This is a genomic window from Massilia timonae, assembly GCF_001866515.1.
In the GTDB taxonomy this organism is placed as follows: Bacteria; Pseudomonadota; Gammaproteobacteria; order Burkholderiales; family Burkholderiaceae_D; genus Telluria; species Telluria timonae.
Map to the genome: position 1 here is coordinate 4,190,427 of NZ_JRYB01000001.1, position 18,472 is coordinate 4,208,898.

14 protein-coding genes are annotated in these 18,472 nt (G+C 60.1%); 10 read left to right on the forward strand and 4 right to left on the reverse strand.

Annotated elements, in window-relative coordinates; genetic code table 11:
- The first annotated feature begins 45 nt into the window (after positions 1 to 45).
- A complete protein-coding gene (locus LO55_RS17905) occupies positions 46 to 477 on the forward strand; it encodes a type II toxin-antitoxin system RatA family toxin (RefSeq protein ID WP_005667673.1) in 432 nt (143 codons plus the stop codon).
- The gene (locus LO55_RS17910; RefSeq protein ID WP_071362500.1) at positions 470 to 784 is read left to right on the forward strand and encodes an RnfH family protein; all 315 of its coding nucleotides are present in this window, start codon (positions 470 to 472) and stop codon (positions 782 to 784) included. The genes LO55_RS17905 and LO55_RS17910 overlap by 8 nt, the downstream gene beginning before the upstream one ends.
- A 24-nt stretch (positions 785 to 808) precedes the next feature.
- On the opposite strand, the gene LO55_RS26730 is transcribed toward LO55_RS17910, so the two are convergent.
- Entirely contained in the window at positions 809 to 1,069 is a 261-nt protein-coding gene (locus LO55_RS26730; RefSeq protein WP_177185543.1) for a hypothetical protein, read from the reverse strand.
- On the opposite strand from LO55_RS26730, the gene LO55_RS17915 reads away from it, so the two are divergent.
- The gene (locus LO55_RS17915) at positions 1,068 to 2,198 is read left to right on the forward strand and encodes a GGDEF domain-containing protein (RefSeq protein WP_177185544.1); all 1,131 of its coding nucleotides are present in this window, start codon (positions 1,068 to 1,070) and stop codon (positions 2,196 to 2,198) included. The two genes, LO55_RS26730 and LO55_RS17915, sit on opposite strands and share 2 nt — an antisense overlap.
- Here LO55_RS17915 and LO55_RS17920 read toward each other — a convergent pair.
- Positions 2,170 to 2,682: a DUF4124 domain-containing protein gene (locus tag LO55_RS17920; protein ID WP_071362502.1), complete on the reverse strand. Its 513-nt coding sequence runs from the start codon at positions 2,680 to 2,682 to the stop codon at positions 2,170 to 2,172. The two genes, LO55_RS17915 and LO55_RS17920, sit on opposite strands and share 29 nt — an antisense overlap.
- 151 nt (positions 2,683 to 2,833) lie before the next feature.
- Between LO55_RS17920 and guaB the strand changes: the two genes are divergently transcribed.
- The 6 genes from guaB to LO55_RS17950 all read left to right on the forward strand — a co-directional run bounded on the left by guaB (position 2,834) and on the right by LO55_RS17950 (position 9,620).
- Entirely contained in the window at positions 2,834 to 4,294 is a 1,461-nt protein-coding gene (gene guaB, locus LO55_RS17925; protein ID WP_071362503.1) for an IMP dehydrogenase, read from the forward strand.
- 154 nt (positions 4,295 to 4,448) lie between these two features.
- Positions 4,449 to 6,059 carry a glutamine-hydrolyzing GMP synthase gene (guaA, locus tag LO55_RS17930; RefSeq protein WP_071362504.1) on the forward strand — a complete coding sequence of 537 codons (1,611 nt, stop codon included), beginning with the start codon at positions 4,449 to 4,451 and terminating at the stop codon, positions 6,057 to 6,059.
- 443 nt (positions 6,060 to 6,502) lie between these two features.
- Positions 6,503 to 6,973 (forward strand): carboxymuconolactone decarboxylase family protein, encoded by a 471-nt coding sequence (locus LO55_RS17935; RefSeq protein WP_071362505.1) that lies wholly within the window; start codon positions 6,503 to 6,505, stop codon positions 6,971 to 6,973.
- Between the two features lie 3 nt (positions 6,974 to 6,976).
- The gene (locus LO55_RS17940; RefSeq protein WP_071362506.1) at positions 6,977 to 8,140 is read left to right on the forward strand and encodes a PAS domain-containing protein; all 1,164 of its coding nucleotides are present in this window, start codon (positions 6,977 to 6,979) and stop codon (positions 8,138 to 8,140) included.
- Between the two features lies 1 nt (position 8,141).
- A complete protein-coding gene (locus tag LO55_RS17945) occupies positions 8,142 to 9,083 on the forward strand; it encodes an ATP-binding protein (RefSeq protein WP_071362507.1) in 942 nt (313 codons plus the stop codon).
- A gap of 66 nt (positions 9,084 to 9,149) precedes the next feature.
- Positions 9,150 to 9,620 (forward strand): GAF domain-containing protein, encoded by a 471-nt coding sequence (locus LO55_RS17950; RefSeq protein WP_071362508.1) that lies wholly within the window; start codon positions 9,150 to 9,152, stop codon positions 9,618 to 9,620.
- A 151-nt stretch (positions 9,621 to 9,771) separates the two neighbouring features.
- Here LO55_RS17950 and LO55_RS17955 read toward each other — a convergent pair whose 3' ends face one another.
- Positions 9,772 to 11,865 (reverse strand): putative bifunctional diguanylate cyclase/phosphodiesterase, encoded by a 2,094-nt coding sequence (locus LO55_RS17955; RefSeq protein ID WP_071362509.1) that lies wholly within the window; start codon positions 11,863 to 11,865, stop codon positions 9,772 to 9,774.
- A gap of 579 nt (positions 11,866 to 12,444) precedes the next feature.
- Here LO55_RS17955 and LO55_RS17960 point away from each other — a divergent pair.
- Positions 12,445 to 16,587, forward strand: coding sequence for a chemotaxis protein CheB (locus LO55_RS17960; protein WP_071362510.1), 4,143 nt, complete (start codon positions 12,445 to 12,447; stop codon positions 16,585 to 16,587).
- A 414-nt stretch (positions 16,588 to 17,001) separates the two neighbouring features.
- On the opposite strand, the gene LO55_RS17965 is transcribed toward LO55_RS17960, so the two are convergent.
- Positions 17,002 to 17,619 (reverse strand): NF038120 family PEP-CTERM protein, encoded by a 618-nt coding sequence (locus LO55_RS17965; RefSeq protein ID WP_071362511.1) that lies wholly within the window; start codon positions 17,617 to 17,619, stop codon positions 17,002 to 17,004.
- Positions 17,620 to 18,472 lie beyond the last annotated feature (853 nt).

Sequence of the window (18,472 nt, forward strand, 5' to 3'; positions counted from 1 at the left end):
AACTGGCGCATGCAAATGACCAACATCATAACAAACGGTTGACCAATGGCAGTAGTGCACAAATCAGTTTTCCTTGGCTATAGCGCAGAACAGATGTTCGACCTGGTCGCCAAGGTTGAGGATTATCCCAAGTTCCTGCCCTGGTGTGCAGGCGTCAAGGTGGTCGAGCGGACCGACGACAAGCTGGTCGCCAGCTTGCAGATCAATTTTCATGGCGTGAAGCAAAGCTTCACGACGTCGAACCACAACCAGCGTCCGACCCAGATGAAGATGCACCTGGTCGACGGTCCTTTCAAGATGCTGGAGGCGACGTGGAGTTTCAAGGCCCTGCGTGAAGACGCCTGCAAGATCGACTTCGACATGCAGTACGAGTTCTCGAGCGTCATCCTGGCCCAGATCGTGGGGCCGGTGTTCGGCATGATCGCCAACAGCATGGTCGACTCGTTCTGCAAGCGCGCCGAGGCGCTGTATGGCTGAAATGCTGGGCATTTCGGTGTGCTATGCCAGCGCCGAGGTCGAGTGGCTGCACCCCATGCGGGTCGAGGCGGGCACGACCATTGGCGAGGCGATCGAGCGCAGCGGCGTCCTGGAAGCCTTTCCGGACATCAACCTGACGACCCAGCCGGTCGGCATCTACGCCAAGAAGAAGACGCTCGACACCGTGCTGCGCGAGCGCGACCGCATCGAGATCTACCGGCCGCTGGTGGCCGATCCCAAGGAGTCGCGCCGCAAACGCGCGGCCAAGCGCGAGGGCGCGGCCAGCGCGAGCGACGGCGCCGCCTGAGCGTGGCGTCGGAGGCGCAGGCTGTTATTTCTTGCGCAACTGCAACAATTGGATAGATTTCCCGGAGTTTCTTGGTATCATGGCGCCTCCCATGATGCCGGGATGCGCTCGCCGTGACTGGCCGGTGCGCATCGTGTCCGGCATCGACGTGCCGCCACGCCGCCTGTGCGCCGCCGCATTTTTATGGCGGCGCTCCGCCTGTCGCACTTCCATTTGCCGTATTGCTGCTCCGATGTTGAATGCCCTGAGTTTGTTATTGGTGACCACCGGCCTGTCCGGGGTCATGTTGCTGGTCCTGTCGTCGCTCGCCAAGAGCGAGGTGGCAGGCATCCGCGAATGGCGCCAGGCGAACCTGCTGGCGGTGGTGGCCTTGCTGCTGTTCGCCGCGCGCGGCGTGGTTCCCGATGTCCTGAGCGTCGAACTGGCCAATGCGCTGTACCTCGGCACGATCACCCTGATCTTCGCCGGCTTCCGGCGTTTTCTCGGACTGTCGGTGCCATGGCGCCTGTTGGCGGCCGGCGCGCTGGCCGCGATCTCGGGCATCGTCTTCTTTCACCATGCGGTCGAATCGGCGGCGCTGCGCATCGTCTCGGTATCGCTCTACCACGGCGCCGTCTGCTTCGCGATCGGGATCACCCTGCGCGCGCCGGGCGAGCCGCGGCTGCGCTATTCGTTCACCTTCACCCGTTGCGCCGCCCTGGTGCTGGGCGTGGGCCATGCCTGGCGCGCGAGCTTCTATCTCATCGATTTCTACCAGCCTTATTCGCTGCTCGAAGGAAGCGCCTACAACCTGGCGTTCTTCGCGATCGGCACCCTGGCGCTGCCGGCATTGACGCTGGGCGCGGTGATGATGGCCAATGCGCGCCTGATCGCCGCCAGCATCCATGCCGCCGACCACGATCACCTGACCGGGGCCGCGTCGCGCCGCGCCTTCTTCGCCTTCGCCGAGCGCGAGCTGGCGCGCGCCGAGCGCCACGGTAGCGCTCTGGGCCTGCTGCTGGTGGACGCCGACCACTTCAAGCACATCAACGACACCCACGGCCACGGCGTGGGCGACCTGGTGCTGCGCGACCTCGTCGAGCGCACCCAGCAGACGATCCGGAAGATCGATTACTGCGCCCGCCTGGGTGGCGAAGAGTTCGCCGTGCTGTTGCCCGACGCCGACGGCCGCACGGTGCTCTCGGTGGCGCAGCGGCTGCGCGCCGCGCTCGAGCGCGCGCCGCAGGTGGGAGCGGGCGCGGCCGGCGTGTCGTATACGGTCAGCATCGGCGTGGCCATGCTGCGGCCGGGCGAAGGCATCACCAGCCTGATGGCGCGCGCCGATGCGGCCCTGTATGCGGCCAAGGCGGGCGGACGCAACCGCGTTGAGGTCGCGATCGAGCCGGTCAGCGGCACTCTTGCAGAGCCCGCTTGACATGTTCGCTGCGCGCAGCTTTCTCTTCGTCGCTCATATAGGTTTTCTCGCCATCGGGCCCGACCCGCGCGACGCGGATGCCCGAGGCAAGACTGGCCTGCGTCTCGCGCGCCGCGGCGCAATGCTCGGCCAGGCGCCGGCGGCGCTCGGCTTCTTCCCGCGTCTTCTGTTCCTGGTCCGCGCGCGCCTTGCTGCGTTCACGGAAGGCGGCTTCCTGCTCGGCCAGGCTCGGCGGCCTGGCGGCGTCCTTGGTCGCGGCCGGCGTCGCGGCGGTTGTTTCCGATGAGGTCGACGGTTCCAGCGGCGGGCGGCCGGGCGCCTTGATGATCTTGCTGGCCGGCGTGCCGGGTGGGGGCGGGCGGTCGGCATACTGGCGCGTGCCGTTGGGGCCGATCCAGACGTACTGGGCATGGGCGGCGCTCGCGGCGCACAAGAGCAGGGCGCCGAGGGCGTATCTGGAAAGGGCGTGGCAAGAAAGCGGCATGACATGGTTCCTGATTGAATCGCGTCGATTTCGCCATGTCCTGGCTCGGCTGTCAATTGGCGGGCGCACCGTGCGAAAGAAATTTTGGCCTGCCCGGCGACGGAAATGGAGAGTTTCTGTATAATTTGCTTTTGCGCCTATAGGAAATACTATGCGTCTCCTCCAAAAAGCACTCACCTTCGATGACGTGCTACTCGTCCCGGCCTACTCCAACGTCCTCCCGGCCCAAACCTCCCTGCGTACCAAGCTGACCCGGAACATCACGCTGAACATTCCGCTGCTGTCGGCGGCCATGGACACCGTCACCGAATCGCGCCTGGCGATCGCAATGGCGCAAGAGGGCGGCATCGGCATCATCCACAAGAACCTGCGCCCGGCCGACCAGGCGCGCGAAGTGGCGCGAGTCAAACGTTTCGAAGCCGGCGTGCTGCGCGACCCGATCACGATCCCGCCGACCATGAAGATCCGTGAAGTGCTGGCGCTCTCGCAGCAGCACGGCATCAGCGGCTTCCCGGTGGTCGAGGGCAGCCAGGTGGTGGGCATCATCACCAACCGCGACCTGCGTTTCGAGGAAGACCTGGAGGCCGAGGCGCGCGCCAAGATGACGCCGCGCGACAAGCTGGTGACCGTGAAGGAGGACGCGGACACGGCCGAGGCCAAGCGCCTGATGAACAAGCACCGCCTGGAGCGCGTGCTGGTGGTCAACGACGACTTCGAGCTGCGCGGCCTGATCACCGTGAAAGACATCCAGAAGTCGCACGAGCACCCGCTGGCCTCGAAGGATTCGCAGGGCAAGCTGCTGGTCGGCGCCGCCACCGGCGTGGGCCCGCGCGACGAGGAGCGCATCGAACTGCTGGTGGCCGCTGGCGTGGACGTGCTGGTGGTCGACACCGCCCACGGTCATTCGCAGGGCATCCTGGACCGCGTGAAATGGATCAAGGATCGCTTCCCGCACGTGGACGTCATCGGCGGCAACATCGCCACCGCCGCCGCCGCGCTGGCGCTGGTGGAAGCGGGCGCCGATGCGGTGAAGGTCGGCATCGGCCCCGGCTCGATCTGCACCACCCGTATCGTCGCCGGCGTCGGCGTGCCGCAAATCACCGCGATCTCGAATGTGGCTAAAGCACTGGAAGGCACCGGCGTGCCGTGCATCGCCGACGGCGGCATCCGCTTCTCGGGCGATATCTCGAAGGCGCTGGCGGCCGGCGCCCACACGGTCATGATGGGTTCGATGTTCGCCGGCACCGAAGAAGCGCCGGGCGAAGTGATCCTGTACCAGGGCCGCAGCTACAAATCCTACCGCGGCATGGGCAGCCTGGGCGCGATGGCCGACGGTTCGGCCGACCGCTACTTCCAGGAAGCCTCGAGCAAGGCCGACAAGTTCGTCCCGGAAGGCATCGAAGGCCGCGTTGCCTACAAGGGCAGCGTGCTGGCGATCATCTTCCAGCTGATCGGCGGCGTGCGCCAGTCGATGGGCTACTGCGGCTGCGCCACGATCGAAGAGCTGCGCGAGAAGGCGGAGTTCGTCGAGATTACCTCGGCCGGCATGCGCGAGTCGCATGTGCACGACGTGCAGATCACCAAGGAAGCGCCGAACTACCGTTCGGAATAAGCCATACCGCGCGGTCGCCTGGCGGCCGCTGTGGGGTGGACGGCGTTGCCGTCCACGCGTTCAACCATCGTTCGCGTTGCCTGGACGCGTGGAAGGCGAAGCCTTCCACCCCACCGAATTCCTCTCCACGAATTCCTCACCATAGACGCATCCCATGCATTCCAAAATCCTCATCCTCGATTTCGGTTCCCAGGTTACCCAGCTGATCGCGCGCCGTGTGCGCGACGCCGGCGTGTTCTCCGAAGTCTTCCCCTATGACGTCAGCGACGCGTTCGTCCGCGAATACGGCGCCTCGGGCATCATCCTCTCGGGCAGCCACAACTCGACGCTCGAAGGCGACTCGCCGCGCGCGCCGCAGGCGGTGTTCGAAGCCGGCGTCCCGGTGCTGGGCATCTGCTACGGCATGCAGACCATGGCGGCCCAGCTGGGCGGCAAGGTCGAGAACGGCCTGAAGCGCGAATTCGGCTACGCCGAAGTGCGCGCCCGCGGCCATACGGCGCTGCTGAACGGCATCAACGACTTCGTGACCGATGAAGGCCACGGCATGCTGAAGGTCTGGATGAGCCACGGCGACAAGGTGCTGGACATGCCGGAAGGCTTCAAGCTGATGGGTTCGACCGACAGCTGCCCGATCGCCGCGATGGCCGACGAAGAGCGCCGCTTCTACGCGCTGCAGTTCCACCCGGAAGTCACGCACACGACCCAGGGCGAAGCCATCATCGGCCGCTTCGTGCACGAGATCTGCGGTTGCAAGTCGGACTGGAACATGCCGGATTACATCGGCGAAGCCGTCGCCAAGATCCGCGAACAGGTGGGCACCGACGAGGTGATCCTGGGCCTGTCGGGCGGCGTCGACTCGAGCGTGGCTGCAGCGCTGATCCACCGCGCGATCGGCGACCAGCTGACCTGCGTGTTCGTCGACCACGGCCTGCTGCGCAAGGACGAAGGCAAGATGGTCATGGACATGTTCTCCAAGAACCTGGGCGTGAAAGTCGTGCGTATCGATGCCGAGGCGCAGTTCATGGGCCACCTGGCCGGCGTGACCGACCCCGAGCAGAAGCGCAAGATCATCGGCCGTGAGTTCGTCGAAGTGTTCCAGGTCGAAGCGGGCAAGCTGACCAATGCCAAGTGGCTGGCGCAGGGCACCATTTATCCGGACGTGATCGAGTCGGCCGGCAAGGGCAAGAAGGGCCAGACCATCAAGAGCCACCACAATGTGGGCGGGCTGCCTGAAACCCTGAACCTCAAATTGCTCGAGCCGCTGCGCGAGCTGTTCAAGGATGAGGTGCGCAAGCTGGGTGTCGCGCTGGGTCTGCCGCATGACATGGTCTATCGTCATCCGTTCCCAGGTCCTGGCCTGGGCGTGCGCATCCTGGGCGAGGTGAAGAAGGAGTATGCCGACCTGCTGCGCGAGGCGGATGCGATCTTCATCGAAGAGCTGCGCAATACCCCGTTCGAAGTGCCGCACGTGCCGGGCATCGATGCGGGCAAGGCGCCGGTGAACTGGTATGAAGCGACCAGCCAGGCGTTTGCGGTGTTCCTGCCGGTGAAGTCGGTCGGCGTGATGGGCGATGGCCGTACTTACGAGTATGTGGTGGCGCTGCGCGCGGTGCAGACGCTGGACTTCATGACGGCGCAGTGGGCGCATTTGCCGCATTCGTTGTTGGGCAAGGTGTCGAACCGCATCATTAATGAGGTGCGTGGGCTGAATCGTGTCGTGTATGACATTTCGGGCAAGCCGCCGGCGACGATCGAGTGGGAGTGAGTTTCTCGTTGGAAACTTCTTTTTCGCGGTTCAAGAGGCTCGCTTCGGCGAGCTTTTTACTTGCTTAAGCAATCAGTTGAGCTCACCTTGAACCTATTCAAGCGGTGTTCAGTTTTTCCGTGACCTGCTGGTCCCTACCAGGCGGCTCGCGGCGAGATGCGTCCGATCGAACCTGCTGCCGTCTGCGAGGCCGCCCAAGCTGGTCGCGCTGGTTGCGGGACAGGTCAACGCCACGGCAGCATCTCATACGGGCATGCGATCAAATATCAACTGGTAGGAAACGTCCCGATGCCGTGGCCGTGCTATCATCCGGCACCGTCACCTGACCGCATGAGAGTCGTCCTGACATCTCATATCCCCTGAGACATGCCGAACATTCACAATCGGGACCTGGCGATGCAAGTGCCGAAGTCAGGGCGCTCTACACTGACTTCCAGCGCCGTATGGGTTTCCCCGCCCCCCCAAACTTCATCAAGGTCCAGGGTCATTCGGTTGCGGCCGCAAGCGGAAGCTGGGGACTCGTCCAGAACACCCTGGTCGGAGGCGTCCTTCCTCGAACGCTGAAAGAGATGCTGTTCTCCGCAATCTCCGCTGACAGGAATTGCCAGTACTGCGAAGCTGCGCATCTTGCCTGCTGTCGCATGCTTGGTGTCAGCGAAGAAGATCTGGCACAGCTGTCCGAGAATATCGATTCGCTCGATCCGCCCAAGACACGCGCAATCATCCGGTTCGGGCTGAAATGCGCACGTGATCCGCAAAGCCTGACTTCCGAGGACTTCAGCACCCTGCGGGGGCTTGGCCTGACGGAGTCGGAAATCATGGAACTCATCTCCATGTCGGCATTGGCGGTCTACGCCAACATCGTTGCCGATGCCACCAAGGTGGAAAACGACGAGATATTCAGCCAGCTTTGACGCATGGAGAAGGGCCGTGACATTGCGCAGCTGAACCTGGTACTCGAGCTGGTATCCGAGTTTGCGTCGGTGACCACGCTGAAGGAGCTCGAGCGTACGATCGATTCGCGGCTACGCTGGATTCTCGATTTCGAGGAGTGCGAACTGCGGATGATGCGTGGTAGTGACGCGTCCGATGATTCGGATGTGGAATCCGCGCTGCCCGGTCCCTTGCCGGGCAGCGTCGCTATATCGAAAGAAGCGCTTGTACGACAGGCGCTGGCGACCGGCGTACCTGCCTCGGTCGGGATGCCCATCACCGCTATCGTCTACCCGCTCGGACTGAGCGACAAACCGCTCGGCGTTCTCTACCTGGCCGCCGAAACAGCGGGCTTTTCGTACCGGGACCTGCGTCTGCTTCACCATGTTTGTTCGAGTCTTGGCGCGGTGCTGGCGCGCATTCACCAAGCCTCGATCGAGTCGGAATTGCGCGCAAACGAAACGCGCCTGCAAAGCATGAACATGCGTCTCGAGCAGCGTGTCATGGAACGCACCAGCGAACGTGACGTTCTCATTGCAATGTTCCAGGCAACCGATATGTCCATTCAGGTACTGGATATGGATTGCCGGCTCCTGGCCATCAACGACGCGGGTATCGCCCAATACAAGCGCATGTACGGCGCGAACGCCATGATTGGCGACAGTCTGCCGGAAGTGTTGAAGGGCGCGCCAGCACAGATGGCAGCGATCGTCGGGCTGTGGCGCCGGCAGCTCGGCGGCGAGGCGTTCACGGTACAGCAGGAATTCGACGCAAGCGCGTCCCAGCCGTGTAGCTATGAAATGCGTTTCGAGGTCTTGCGTGGATCCGACGACATGCAGATCGGCGCGTTCATGACTGCGGTCGATACCACGGACTCCGTGAGACAGCAGCGCGCACTGGCCGATACGCAGGAGGCACTTCGACAGTCGCAAAAGTTGGAAGCGATCGGTCAGCTGACCGGGGGCGTGGCTCACGATTTCAACAATGTGCTTGCCGTGATCAAGGCAGGCACCGAGCTTTTACGCAAGACGAGCTTGAACGACGAGCGACGTCAGCGGTTTATCGAATCGATTGGAAACGCCGTCACACGAGGCCCGGCTAACCGGCCAACTACTCGCGTTCGCCCGCAGGCAGGCCCTGCAGCCTGAAGTGTTCGACGCCGGGGAGAATGCGCGCGCGGTTGCCGAGATGATCGGCAGCCTCACCGGCGCCGGGGTCGAGGTCAACATCCACGTTTCGGATCAGGAATGCCTGATCGACGCCGACCCAAGCCAGTTCGACACGGCCCTGGTGAACCTGGCGGTCAATGCGCGCGATGCCATGCGTGCGCGGGGAACCCTGACCGTGAGGGTTGAGGTCGTCGAAGCCATCCCGGCCACCAAAACGCGCGGCGCGGTGGATGGCGAATTTGTCGCCGTCTCGCTTGCCGATACCGGAACCGGCATCGCGCCGGAACACCTGGAAAAAATCTTCGAACCATTCTTCACAACGAAAGGCGTGGGGCATGGGACCGGGTTGGGATTGTCGCAGGTATTCGGTTTCGCCCATCAATCGGGAGGAGATGTCCGCGTACAGAGCGCACCGGGCGCTGGCAGTACGTTCACACTCTATTTGCCGCGCGCTCGCGCTGCAAGGGTGGCGCTGGCAGCCACGCGCAAGGCTGCCGATCTTCCCTCAGGGGATGGCGTCAATGTCCTGGCCGTGGAGGACAATCCTGAATTGGCTGCCGTGGTCGACACCATGCTGCAGGAACTCGGCTACGCCAGTGTCGTGGTGCCCAGCGCCGAACGTGCGTTGGAATTGCTGCGCGAGGAACCCGACCGCTTCGCTGCGGTGTTTTCGGATGTGATGTTGCCTGGAATGAATGGGATCGATCTGGCCAATGCCATCGCCGAGTCGGGAATCGGGGCGGCGGTCGTGCTCAGCAGCGGTTACAGCCAGGCGCTGGTCCAGAATCCCAACCACGGTTTCGTATTACTTGCCAAGCCTTATGCACTCGCGGATCTGGCGCGGGCGCTTCACGCTGCCGTGCACAGGCTCGATCCACCGGCAGGGCAGGAGCAGCCGGACATGGCGACCGTATACGACTGACGCCGGCTGGACGCCGAGGCGCGGGCCGAGCAGGCTCGGCTTGCCGAGCTGGCCGCGCTGCACATCATGGATAGCGAAGAAGACGAAGCCTACGATGAGCTCACGCGCATGGCAGCTTCCTTCTGCGAAGCGCCGATCGCGCTCATTTCGCTGGTCGACGAACAGCGACAATGGTTCAAGGGGCGCGTGGGTCTTCAGGCACGTGAGACACCGCGCGAGCATGCATTCTGTGCACACGCGATCAAGCAGCCTGAACAAATAATGCAAGTACCGGACGCGACGCTCGATGCGCGATTTGCCGTGAACCCTTTGGTAACTGGTGAGCCCGGCATTCGTTTCTATGCAGGTGCTCCACTGCGGAGCGCTTCGGGCCATGCGCTTGGCACCTTATGCGTGATCGACAGGAAGCCCCGGCACTTGACACAAGACCAGCTCGATGCGCTCAGGACGCTCGCGGCGAGCGTGGTGGAGCGCCTCGAAGCGCGCAGGCTGGAACTAGGCCTGGCTGTAGACCCGAGCGAGAACCCAGCCCGGTAAGCGAGAGTCGGGCCGGGCGCGCTTGGCAAGCGTGAGCTGCGTTGCTCGTCGTGCATGGCCGGCCATGCGGCCGCCTTGCGCCTTGCTCATGAAAGCCGTAATGACCCCGGCTAAGCACCCCGGCATCGGGACATCGCGCAGCGCAGGCCGGTCATCCGCGCCTGTCACTGCCGAGCATTGCCTGTATCTGCGCCGCATCGACCGGTTGGCTGAACAGGAAGCCCTGGCCTTCGTTGCATTTGTGATTCTTGAGAAAAGCAAGCTGCACCTCGTCCTCGACACCCTCGGCGATGACACGTTGGTGCAGGTTCCTGCCCATGTCGATGACCGCGCTGACGATTGCGCCGTTGCGTCCAGCCCCTTTTTCGGATTCGATCGCCTTGACGAAGGATTGGTCGATCTTGAGCACATCGATCGGGAATTCGTTCAGGTAACTAAGGCTGGAGTAGCCGGTGCCGAAGTCATCGACCGCGATCTGTACTCCCATCGCCTTGAACTTCGCCAGGAGCAGGGCGCTGGCGGCGACATCGTGCATCAGAACGCTTTCAGTCAGCTCAAGCTGAATACGTGCCCGGTCCACGCCGGTGGCGTCGAAGATCGCCAGCGCGTTAGCCAAGAAATCCCGGTGCCGGAACTCCAGGGTCGAAATGTTTACGGCAACCGACACTTCCAAAATGTCAATTTCGCTCCAGCGTACCAGTTGCGCGCACGCTTCGCTCAATACCCAGCGCCCGATCGGGATGATCAGGCCGCACTCTTCTGCGACCGATATGAACCGCTCCGGCATGACCACGCCCCACTCGGGATGCATCCAGCGCAGCAGCGCTTCGACACCGGTAATGCGATCGGTTTGCAGGTCGACCTTGGGCTGGTAATGCAGCGCGAATTCGCCGTGTTCCAGCGCCCGCCGCAGGTTGGTTTCGATTAGCTGCCGCTCGACAGCACGCGTGTTCATGTCCTGGCGGAAGAATTGGTAGTTATTGCGTCCGCGTTCCTTGGCGTGGTACATGGCGGTGTCGGCGTTCTTGATCAGGGTGGCGGCATCGATCCCGTCGAGGGGAAAGGCGCTGATGCCGATACTGGTCGACGTATGCAGTTCGTGCGTCCCGATGACGAATGGCTCCGACAGCGCCAGCAGAATCTTGTCGGCCGCCAATGCGGCATCCCGCGCACGACGTTCGTTTGCCAGCAGAATCACGAACTCGTCACCCCCGTGCCTGCTTACAGTATCGGAGGTGCGAACGCAGGCCAGCAGTCGTTGGGACACCGCTTGCAGCAGCCGGTCGCCGACCGCGTGGCCCAGGGAGTCGTTGATGTGCTTGAATTTGTCCAGGTCGAGGAATAGCAGCACCGGAGAGGTGTCGTTGCGCCTGGACATGGCAATTGCCTGGGTGACGCGATCGTTAAGAAAAGCGCGATTGGGCAGGTCGGTGAGAAAATCGTGTTGCGCCAGATGCCGCATCTTGGTGGTCAGCGCCACAGTGTCGGAAATATCCCGAAACACCATTACGGCGCCAACGAGCTGTCGGTCCCAATCGCGAATGGGCGCGGCGGAGTCTTCGATCGGGATGCGCTGGCCGTGACGTGAAACGAGGACTGCGTCCCCGCTCAGGCTCGAGGCCTGATCCGTATGCAGGATATCGTCCACAGGACTGGCGATGGTGCGGCCGCTGCGCTCGTCGACGAGTTCGATCACTTCGGCAATGGGCCGTCCGCGCGCCTCTTCCCGCGTCCAGCCGCAGGCCTGCTCAGCAGCGATATTCAGATAGTCCACGCGCCCGTTCATGTCGACGGAGACGACCGCATCGCCGATCGAGTTGAGCGTGATTTCCGCACGCGCCTGGGCAACGTATAATCCTCGCTCAACCTTCATGCGCTCGATGATGTTGCGCAGGGACTGCGGCACCAGATAATTATTGAAGAAGCCCTTCGTCAGCCAGCCCTGCGCACCTCGCTGGACCGCTTCGATGGCATCGGCTTCGTTGTCGAGCTGGGATAGGGTCAGGATCGGGATATGGCGTGCGGCTGCATGCACGCTATCGAAGCAATCCAGCCCTTGGCAATCGGGGAGCAGCAGATCCAGCAGGACCGCATCGATCGGTCCACTGTGGATTCGAAGTAGTCCGTCGGCCAAGCGAGCGACATCCTCCACATCGAACGGGCCATCGTGCGCGTTGCCGAGAGCCTCGTGCAGGATGCGGACATCATCCACGTCGGAAGAGAGGATAAGCACTCGGTGAGGCATGGCGTCTCCCGCTGGTGTTGCTGGTGGACTGGCGGGCATCGACCACGCCGCAACCGTTGACTGATGGAATAAACCCAGTATAACAACGCCTCATTAATTGTCAAATTAACAATAATCAAGTGACTGACGGTATGATGCTGGCTCCGTGCCGACCGTGACGCTCAATCGGGCGTTCAGAATCCGGTGGCTGTTGCCGCAGATCGAGCGCCTTCATTCTGCATGGTCGGATACGGATGTTCGCCTGGATACGAGTCTCAACCCGATCTATATCGTAGCGCAGCATATCGACCTTGGCGGCCTTGTGGCGCAGGCATATGGACAGGACTTGTGGCAACAACATGCGTACAGGTTCGGCATCCATTTGAGATCTTTGTCGAGAACGTATCCGGCGTGCCAAGGCACTCGCATTTTTGACTGCGCGCGCACGGAGAAATTGGGGATCTCGATGGAACCAGGTACATGGTCAAGTGAAGGCAACGCACCGCCCGCCACCAAATATTTAATCGGCGCCCGCACGGATTTCACATAAAAAACGCGTTATGCTCGTTCCTTGACCCAAAGGCCAATGTGAGTATTTCCATGAACGATAACGAACGTAAAGTGTTGGAATTCCCTCCACCTGATCGCGATTTCATTCCGAGCACGCTGGAGTTTCCCGTTGTCGGCATTGGCGCCTCCGCGGGGGGGATCGAGGCGCTGAGCCGCTTTCTTGAGGCAATGCCAGCCGAAAACGGCATGGCATTCGTCGTCGTCCTCCACCTTTCGCCAAAGCACGAAAGCAATCTCGACAAGATACTGCAAGCGAAAACCAGGATGCCGGTCACACAGGTCACGGAAGTCACGCCCATCGAGGCTGGCCATGTCTATCTCATCTCGCCGGCGCTGGATTTATTGATGAACGACGGCTCGCTGCAGGTCGTCTCGGCCGCGCGTCCTCGCGGCCGCCATGTTGCCATCGACATGTTCTTTCGCACGCTTGCCGAAGTACATCGGGAACGGGCAATCGGCGTCATTCTGTCGGGGGCAGGCTCCGATGGTGCAGTCGGCATTGCAAGAATCAAGGAAAAGGGGGGCATGACATTCGTCCAGTCACCCGACGATGCCGAATACGACAGCATGCCGCGCAGTGCGCTGGAAAGAGGGACGGTCGACGTGGTATTGCCGGCAAGCGAGATGCCGCAGAAGTTGCTCGAATTAGGCCGTAACGCACGCGTACTGCAGCTGCCTACGGCAGGACATCTGGAGCGGAGCGTTTACATCGATAGTGCCGAAGCACACGCACAGCAAGCAGAACTTGCACTGCGCGACATTCTGCAGCTGCTGCACCAGCGAACGGGCCACGATTTCAAACACTATAAACGTGCAACCGTCCTGCGCAGGATCGAAAGGCGGCTCCAGGTTCGCGGCCTGGCCGATGTCGTCGCCTACCGGCGTTACCTCGAAGAGCACAGCGAGGAAGCGGCAGCATTACTGCAAGACATGCTCATCAGCGTCACGAATTTCTTTCGCGACCGCATCGCTTTTGACGCGTTGGAGCGCGATGTCATTCCACATATTTTCCAGGAGGTGAAGGAGACGGAACAAGTCCGTGCCTGGTCGGTAGGATGCGCTACCGGCGAAGAGGCCTACTCGATCGCCATGCTTTTCGCCGACCAGAACAGCTTGTTGGCCAAACCCAGGCCAGTACAGGTATTTGCGTCCGACATCGACGAGCGCGCTATTGCCGCGGCACGCACCGGCAGGTATCCCGGATCGATCGTTACCGATGTCACCCCTTCCCGGCTGCGGCAATATTTCGACCGACAGGATGAGCATTTGTGCGTGAAACGGGAGATACGGGAAAAGGTGCTGTTTGCGATCCACAACATCTTGCGGGATCCCCCATTTTCGCAGTTGCACCTGATATCTTGTCGCAACCTGCTGATCTATCTCGATCGGGATATCCAGACCAAGGTGATGGAAATTCTGCATTACGCCTTGCGTCCGAACGGCTATCTGTTTCTGGGTACGGCCGAGTCGGCAGAGGCCGTCGCACGTTATTTCACTCCAGTCGACAAGAAAAACCGTATTTATCGGCCCATAAACGCTCGGCCGGAACGGGCGTTTCACGTGCCGCTCCTCGTCGGTAGACCCGAAGGCGTACCCGCCAAGGCGACGACAAACAGCACGGACCAGCAGCGCGTCTCTCCGCAAGATTTATACCGTAAGCTCGTGGAAATCTCTGGCCCTCCCGGCGTACTCCTCAACCGGAGCCACCAGATCATCTATGCCACGAAACAAGCCTGGAGATTCCTTCGCCATTCAGGCGGCGAGCCCTCGCACGACATCATGGCGACCCTGCATCCAGATCTGCAGCTGGAATTTCGCGCCGCCTTGTTCCAGGCGACACAGAATCACGTGGATGTGCAGACGCGCTTCATGTCGATACGTGATGGGAATGCTGAAATTTTCGTCCGCATCAACATCCATCCCGCTCGCGACCGCGATGCCGCTACAGGCGTCATGCTGCTGGTATTCGAGGAACGCGAGAGTTCGATCGACACCAGTCCATCCGGTCTACAGGATGGCGACAACGTCGTTGCATTGCACCTTGAACAGGAATTAAAGCAGACGAAGGAGCATTTGCATTCCGCGATCGAACAATATGAAACGACACTGGAGGATCTGAAAGGATCGAATGAGGAGTTGCAGGCGAGCAATGAGGAATTGCGTTCGACTGCTGAGGAACTCGAAACCAGCAAGGAAGAATTGCAGTCGATTAACGAGGAACTCATTACCGTCAACAGCGAATTGAAGATGAAGGTCGACGAGACAGCGAAATCCAACGACGACCTGCAGAACTTTCTTTCGGCAACCGAAATCGCGATCCTTTTTATCGGCCGCAACCTTAACATCAAGCGTTATTCGAAGCCCTGCACGCGACTGTTCAACCTGATCAGCGCCGATATCGAACGTTCTATCCTCGATATCAATTGTCGGCTGGATTATCCCTCAATGGAAAGCGACATAGAACAAGTGTTCTCCACGCTGCAGCCGGTCGAGCGTGAAGTGCGCGGCACGACCGATGGCACGTGGTACATCGCCCGCCTTTTGCCTTATCGCACGGCGGAAGACAGGATCGAGGGGCTGGTGTTGTCGTTCATCGATATTTCCCGTCGCAAGCTGGCCGAAGAAAGGCTGCTTGGCAGTGAGCGACAGATGCGCCTCATTGCAGCCAGCACCCGCGACTATGCGATCACCACGATGAACAACGATGGCATCATCACCAGCTGGAACGGTGGTGCCGAGCGGATGTTCGGCTATCCAGCATCCTATATCGTCGGCCATGGCGGCGATATCCTGTACACGCCCGAAGACCGCGATGCCGGCATATTCACTGAAGAACTGCACCGTGCAAGAATGGACGGCCGTTCCGAGGACGACCGCTGGCATGTGCGTCGCAATGGCACGCGCGTCTTTTGCAGTGGTATTACCTCGCCTTTGGTGGACGACGAAATCGGCGGTTTCGTCAAGATTGCCCGGGACATGACCGATTCCAAGTGGCGGCACGATCAGCAGGATGCCAGGCTGGAATCGGAAAAACAGGAAAGAATCCGGGCGGAGGAGGCTGCGCGAGTGCGTGATGAATTCTTTGCCGTGCTCTCCCACGAGCTTAAACAACCGCTGAATCTGATTCAGCTGACCGCGGAAATGCTGAGCCGTCTTCCCGAGGCCGCCACGCTTCCTGTGGTCGCGCGCGGGACTGACACGATCAAGCGCATGGTGAAGGGGCAAGCGCGGATCATCGATGACTTGATGGACCTGTCGCGCTTGCACACTGGCAAGCTGACCCTGACATATTCGCAGCTCGACCTTGCGGAAAGTGTAAGCCAGGTCGTCAAACTGATGGAAGACGAGGCGAGGCAAAAAAAACTGACGCTTCACACCGATGTCTGTACTGGCGAGCTGATCATCCAAGGCGACGTTGTCAGGATTGAGCAGATCGTGTGGAACTTGCTGAGCAATGCATTGAAATTCACCCCACAGGGTGGAACAGTGCGCGTGCAGGTTCGACGTGAATTCGATGATGTAGCATGCATCGAGGTCACGGACACCGGAAGCGGAATTGCCCCAGAACTCCTTCCCCATATATTTGACATGTTCCGTCAAGGGAACAACGGTACCGCCCGGCAGTACGGGGGCATGGGTATTGGCTTGGCGCTCGTCAAAGAGCTTATCGACAGTCACGGGGGCAGGGTAGAGGCCGAGTCCAAGGGAGTGGGGCTTGGCGCCACGTTCCGCATCTATTTTCCACTCACGAACCCGCAGTCATCGCTGCCGTCGACCGATACCTTGAAAACAGGAGGCCTGGTTGGCAAGCGTATCCTGCTCGTAGACGATGCCACCGAGACGGTCGAAGCGCTTGCGGCGCTGTTGGAAACCGAAGGGGCGCAAGTGACATCGGCACCTGGCCCTTCCCAGGCCTTGGAACTTGTGGATGGCGCCGCAGAAACCTTTGATTTGATTATTTCGGACATTGGCATGCCGGAGATGGATGGATACGCTTTACTGGCGGCGCTCCGTACATTGCAAGCGACTGCAAGCACCCCGGCGATCGCACTGAGCGGCTTCACCCGCCCTACCGATGTGAGCCATGCGCTCTCCGCAGGATTCGAGACGCATATTCGAAAACCGGTTGATTTTGATCAGTTCATTGCAACGGTAGCCAGGGTCAGCCGGTAGACGGCGACGCGCAGGTACCAGTGACTATTGTCAATGCTAGCTGGATTCCGCGTTAAGCCAGGATATTGAGACGTGTGAATCGTCATGACAATTGTAGACACTCTTGAACTGTGGAGGTCAAGTAATTTCAGACACGACGATATGTCCTTCCTCTGCCATTCCGCGTTCCTGGACGCCGGGCGGCGGATTGCCCGATACAGAATGCGAGCACTCGCGGTTGTAGAAGCCGGCAGTGTAATGGCAAACGTCCAACTTGGCTTCTGCATGGTTCGCATTCGCACGGCTTGACGCCCATTTCGTCCAGAATGCCAGCTGTTCGTCAAACGGGTCGATGACCAAGCAAGACTGGACAGCTGGCTTTGGCGCGCGAGCCTGAGGAATGCGGAGCTCGATATTATTTACCGAACAACGATTCTATCGGGCGAGGCCACTGGGCAAGCGCCGGCGGCGAACTGAGCGAATGATTCCAAGGCCGGCAATCAGCGTTGCCCAGGATGCGGGTTCTGGAACCTCTGCGGGAGAGAGGACGACATTATCAATCGCAAACTCCGGGAATTCTTGTCCGCCGGTGATCGTCAGTGACGAAATGTTGACAAAGTCTTTAAAGTTAAAATTTGAAAATGATTCAGCCAGATTCTCTTCCACGAAGATCGTGTTCGTTACGACGCCATTAAGCCCCATCGCAGTGAGCGTCAGGGTCAAGGGACGACCGTAGCCAAGAAAGGTCTGGGCGACATCCAATGATGTGAAGGAGAACAAGCCTTTGTTCTCGAGATTGAAGGTGATACTACTCCCATTAAAACCATAGAATGCAGTCGTTCCATTTGAAGCGCAGCCGGTGCCGCACATGCCTAAATGGTCAGCGGGGTTATCCATAAGATAAAATCCGAATGGATCGATCGCTGAATAACTAACTTTGAATCCATCTTCAAGAAAGCTGTAGTCGTAGTATCCGTAGCCACCATCCTGAGACTCAAAGTCGATTGTCGCAGCCATTGCGGAATTTGTTAACAGGGCGGCCGTGAAGGCCATTATTAATTTTCGGACCATGGTTGGTTTATTCCTAAGATAAAAAATGAATGAACGAATCTACAACTCTACAACGCATCGGCTAACCTACCGACGAGGACCATTTCAACAGCAATCTGGGCAGCGAATTATCACTGAGCAACAGAAGGGTATTGAAGGAAATCACGGCCACGAAAATTATGTCTGGTATCCGATCAAGAATTGTCAAATAAATCTTATACCGATACGTTGTTTAAAATTGTATTAATCTGTATGCATAAGAAATTTCAGGCGCCACACGCATACATTAATTTCAGAAAACATTTATACGCATAGGGAAAGATGAATCCGCAATCGAAACAGCCTTCATGATTGGCCAAGAACAGAATAAGTGGGTGACGTGTGGCCGCGCCTGTATTTGACTGGTTAAATCGCTGCTCGGATCGATAACGGACGCACAAGGACGTCTTTTAAGAAATATCGCGGCCCTCTTTCTGGACGGACCTGTACCGCGGCGCGAGCGCTTTTTTCCCGAGTACCTTTGTTTGCTTGTGGCAACGCATCTGTCGACCCGCCATAGATCGGTAAGAGGAGGGGGGCGCGTCTCGATGATCGCGCGACCCTGACAGGTATTTTTGCGTGTTTTGAAGATTGGGATACCGTGGGAATATTTGCCGCGCTGCCCAGGTTGCGGCAGTGGGCTGACGCGTCGGCCCCGGTCCCACGAATGCATGCAAGCTCAGTGTGACAGCGCGTCCAGGAGGCCGACCTGTGACGGCTGCGCGCGCGCCATCAGATCATCTGGGATCGCGCTTGCGTCGACGCTGCCAGCGTGCCCGTTTCCGCGCTGGCGAGCATAGGGGCGGAAATGCCAGCG

Excerpts from the sequence above, each read along its gene's own strand:
- LO55_RS17905 (WP_005667673.1), top strand. The coding sequence starts at position 46 with ATGGCAGTAGTGCACAAATCAGTTTTCCTTGGCTATAGCGCAGAACAG.
- LO55_RS17910 (WP_071362500.1), top strand. The coding sequence starts at position 470 with ATGGCTGAAATGCTGGGCATTTCGGTGTGCTATGCCAGCGCCGAGGTC.
- LO55_RS17915 (WP_177185544.1), top strand. The coding sequence starts at position 1,068 with ATGTTGCTGGTCCTGTCGTCGCTCGCCAAGAGCGAGGTGGCAGGCATC.
- LO55_RS26730 (WP_177185543.1), bottom strand. The coding sequence starts at position 1,069 with ATGACCCCGGACAGGCCGGTGGTCACCAATAACAAACTCAGGGCATTC.
- LO55_RS17920 (WP_071362502.1), bottom strand. The coding sequence starts at position 2,682 with ATGCCGCTTTCTTGCCACGCCCTTTCCAGATACGCCCTCGGCGCCCTG.
- guaB (WP_071362503.1), top strand. The coding sequence starts at position 2,834 with ATGCGTCTCCTCCAAAAAGCACTCACCTTCGATGACGTGCTACTCGTC.
- guaA (WP_071362504.1), top strand. The coding sequence starts at position 4,449 with ATGCATTCCAAAATCCTCATCCTCGATTTCGGTTCCCAGGTTACCCAG.
- LO55_RS17935 (WP_071362505.1), top strand. The coding sequence starts at position 6,503 with ATGGGTTTCCCCGCCCCCCCAAACTTCATCAAGGTCCAGGGTCATTCG.
- LO55_RS17940 (WP_071362506.1), top strand. The coding sequence starts at position 6,977 with ATGGAGAAGGGCCGTGACATTGCGCAGCTGAACCTGGTACTCGAGCTG.
- LO55_RS17950 (WP_071362508.1), top strand. The coding sequence starts at position 9,150 with ATGGATAGCGAAGAAGACGAAGCCTACGATGAGCTCACGCGCATGGCA.
- LO55_RS17955 (WP_071362509.1), bottom strand. The coding sequence starts at position 11,865 with ATGCCTCACCGAGTGCTTATCCTCTCTTCCGACGTGGATGATGTCCGC.
- LO55_RS17960 (WP_071362510.1), top strand. The coding sequence starts at position 12,445 with ATGAACGATAACGAACGTAAAGTGTTGGAATTCCCTCCACCTGATCGC.
- LO55_RS17965 (WP_071362511.1), bottom strand. The coding sequence starts at position 17,619 with ATGGCCTTCACGGCCGCCCTGTTAACAAATTCCGCAATGGCTGCGACA.